This window comes from Peribacillus sp. NPDC058002 (genome assembly GCF_042886655.1).
Classification (GTDB): Bacteria; Bacillota; Bacilli; order Bacillales; family DSM-1321; genus Peribacillus; species Peribacillus aracenensis.
In genome coordinates this window covers 1-3,194 of sequence record NZ_JBHVQU010000334.1, presented here as the reverse complement: position 1 = coordinate 3,194, position 3,194 = coordinate 1, and the positions used below count along the sequence as shown (strand labels likewise).

Below are 3,194 nucleotides of genomic sequence, written 5' to 3'. Positions count from 1 at the left end.
CATCCATATAGGCTTTAATATGTAAATGATGTCAGCTAATGTTGTATAGACAATTCAATGTTTAAACATTACCATCTTTAAATTGTATTGATATTGTGAAATGTTGTACTTAAACAAACAGGTGCGTTAGTTCAATAAGGGAGGTTGCTGAAGCAACCTTTTTGTTATGCAACTAAAGGGGCAGTTAGTTTAATAATTTTGTTAGCAGAGTTTTATTTAACAAAAGGAGGCGATAGCTTGTTTTTATATCATATGGTCATTGAAAATGATAGTGACATAAATATAAGTCCGCAAAGGGTTTTAAAGGAAGGATTAAATCATAGAACAGCAACAAGATGGTATTCAAACAGCGGTAATTTATTTCCAGAATTAACAGAGCGTTTCAGACCTGAAAATTCACCAAAATGGATTGATTTTAAAGTTGCTTTCGGTGCAGATTTGAAACCGTATGAAAAACCTCACTTTCAATTTCCTGTGTTTAGTGATAAAATACTAGCTTTTAACCGAGATATATCAAGTGATTTATTTGCCTATATTGAAGATAAATATGATGGGGACAGAGGGTACTTTGTTGAAGGATTACCTTCAAAGGAAGATTTAATGAAACAGTATTGGGAAAGTATGTACTCTTGATGAGTTTTTGAAATGCAAGCCTTTTAATAACCCTGAAATTTATATTTTTGAAACAGTTCCAGCAATGTTAATTGAGTATATAGAGTAAAATCTTGTTCAACTAACGGGTAGCTTTAGTTCAATAAGGGAGGTTTCTGATGCAGCCTTTTTCTTATGGCACTAACGGGGCAGGTTAGTTCCATAAAGTTTTATAATTTTCTTCGAAAGAATACCTTGCATTATAAAGTAATATAAAATATATTAATTCCAAGAGGTGGAAAAATTGGAGATTAATAAAGAAGTCTTAAAAGGTCACATAGACACGCTCATCCTGTCACTTTTACATAGGAGGGATATGTACGGCTATGAATTAGCCAAAATCGTTCGAGAAAAGAGTGATGATCAATTTGAATTAAAAGAAGGTACACTTTATCTGTCTTTAAAGAGATTAGAAAAGAATGAATGGATTTCTTCTTACTGGGGGGATGAGCAAGGACCAGGTGGAAGAAGAAAATATTACAAACTTACATCAATGGGTGAAGAAGGATTTGAACAAAAGCGTTTGGAATGGGAATTTGTAAGAGATGTGATTGATTCGTTTTTGGATTGGGGGAGAAAAAATGAGAGAAATTGAAACATTTGTTGATTCGGTTTATCAAAATGTTGGTGGAAATAAAAAAGAAATACAAGAATTAAAAGATGAAATGAAAGGTCATTTATTAGAGGCTGTTCACGAGTTAAAATTAGAAGGAAAGTCTGAACAAGAAGCTATTGAAATTTCCATTGAACGTTTCGGCGGAGAAAAAGAAATGCGTTCTATCGTCGGTCAATTATTCAAAGCACAAAAGGTATTTGCCAAACGTGTGCTTCATATAGCATTATCATTTTTTGTTCTTACATCAGTTATCATTGGAGTTTTATGGGCGATGGATGAAGCAGATATGAACGAGAACTGGAGTGTTACTGAAAAAATAATCGGTACAGAAAAAACAGTTGGCATCTTGGAGGGGAAAGAAACGATTTCAGAAGATATGAAAAAAGAAATTGATGCTTTAGTACAAGATAAAAATCAAATTTTAAATCTTCAAGTCTACAAAATGGCTGATGTTAAAAGAGTAACTGAAAGTGGCTCGATTTCATATCACGTAGATGAAGCTACACCAGTTTATCGAATTGGAAAATCACCTTCTGATGAGAAAAATTGGATGTTGATTGATTTAGGTTATGAGGTAAACGATAACAATACATGGTTTGTTCAAATGGAATCAATTAAACTTTTTGCGTTTATACCTTTTGTTTCATTGATCGGTTTTGCGATTTATGCGACTTTGTTTACCATTTGGGCAACAATCAATGCGTATCATCATAAACGATTGAATGTTGGTTGGGTCATTGCTTTTGCTTTCTTGAACGTTGTAGGTTATTTGATTTATTTTTTAGTTGGGAAAAAGGTCACATCTAAAACAATTAGTTGATTTCTTCTTGAAATAAAAAGAATGGTCGCCTTTTTTCTTTTTTCATAAGACAAAAAGATTGTGAAATATTGTACTTAAACTAACGGGTGCGTTAGTTGAACAAGGAGTTGTCTTTAAGGCAGCTTTTTTTTATGCAACGGGGCAGTTTAGTTCAACAAGAAAATTGATTCATAAATGTCACATTAGGCTAAAATTACGACATAAAGAAGTACAATTAATCAGCAGTATATTTGGTTGATTCATCAAATTCTTTAACAGAGAAGGTTAAAAATCTCCATAAAAAAGAAGCTACGATTTCTTTACTCATTAATTCTAGTAATATCACAACTCAATTAACGGTTGATAAAATGAGACAAGGGTATTTATATGAATCATGTTGAATTGTTAAGTAATTGAAGTTATTGGAAAGGTGTGTTAATTTTGGATGTTGAATTAAAATTTTTTTCCGAAAAGGCACTTAAACATATGTTTATTGGAAGTCAATTGGATGGAGTAAAATTTGGTGTTGGACCAGGTGCAATTCTGATTCGATTTATGAATTATAATAATTCTAATAATCAACCAGATGATCTATGGCTAAATATTGAGTCAAAATGGAATGTTTTTTCTTCAGGAAATAATGATTATCCTAACTCGGAGGATGAAATGAGCGAGTTAACTGAAGAGGATGAATATAATTTAGTCTTTAAATTACGGAGAGAAAAAGTTGTTGACATTAAATTAGGTGAAACTGTTCCGCACCTTTTCATCGTTTTTCAATCTGGTCAAACCTTGTTTGTAAACGGGCATCACAACATGTATGAATGTTGGCAAGCAGGTGACGGTGCTGGATATACTGGTGATAATTGGCTGATAGTTGCAACCCCTGGTGACGATATCGATATTGCTTCTTGGGCTCCTGATGAATTTTAGGAAAGGAGTGAACGACAATTGAACTAACGCATGAGTTAGTTATTAATAAAGACACCTTGAGTGGATTAAAATAACTATTACTTTAGCTCTGTTTGTTATTATTTCATATTTTTTGTATCTCTAATTCTTTTTCTTATGGCACTAACGGGGCAGGTTAGTGGAAGAAGAAAAAGGAATAATGAAAAGTAAAATAAG

Annotated in this window: 4 protein-coding genes; all 4 read left to right on the top strand. The window is 32.6% G+C overall.

What is annotated here, in order from left to right:
• The first annotated feature begins 144 nt into the window (after positions 1–144).
• The 4 genes from ACFVSH_RS24580 to ACFVSH_RS24565 all read left to right on the top strand — a co-directional run bounded on the left by ACFVSH_RS24580 (position 145) and on the right by ACFVSH_RS24565 (position 2,999).
• On the top strand, positions 145–633 hold the full coding sequence (locus ACFVSH_RS24580) for a hypothetical protein (protein WP_387708356.1): 489 nt from the start codon (positions 145–147) through the stop codon (positions 631–633).
• A gap of 262 nt (positions 634–895) precedes the next feature.
• Entirely contained in the window at positions 896–1,246 is a 351-nt protein-coding gene (locus ACFVSH_RS24575; RefSeq protein ID WP_289338216.1) for a PadR family transcriptional regulator, read from the top strand.
• Entirely contained in the window at positions 1,233–2,087 is an 855-nt protein-coding gene (locus tag ACFVSH_RS24570; protein ID WP_387708353.1) for a permease prefix domain 1-containing protein, read from the top strand. The genes ACFVSH_RS24575 and ACFVSH_RS24570 overlap by 14 nt, the downstream gene beginning before the upstream one ends.
• Before the next feature lie 420 nt (positions 2,088–2,507).
• Positions 2,508–2,999 (top strand): hypothetical protein, encoded by a 492-nt coding sequence (locus tag ACFVSH_RS24565; RefSeq protein WP_387602769.1) that lies wholly within the window; start codon positions 2,508–2,510, stop codon positions 2,997–2,999.
• Positions 3,000–3,194 lie beyond the last annotated feature (195 nt).

What these genes read in the sequence shown, in the direction of transcription:
- ACFVSH_RS24570 (WP_387708353.1), top strand. Translation starts at nt 1,233, where the DNA reads ATGAGAGAAATTGAAACATTTGTTGATTCGGTTTATCAAAATGTTGGT.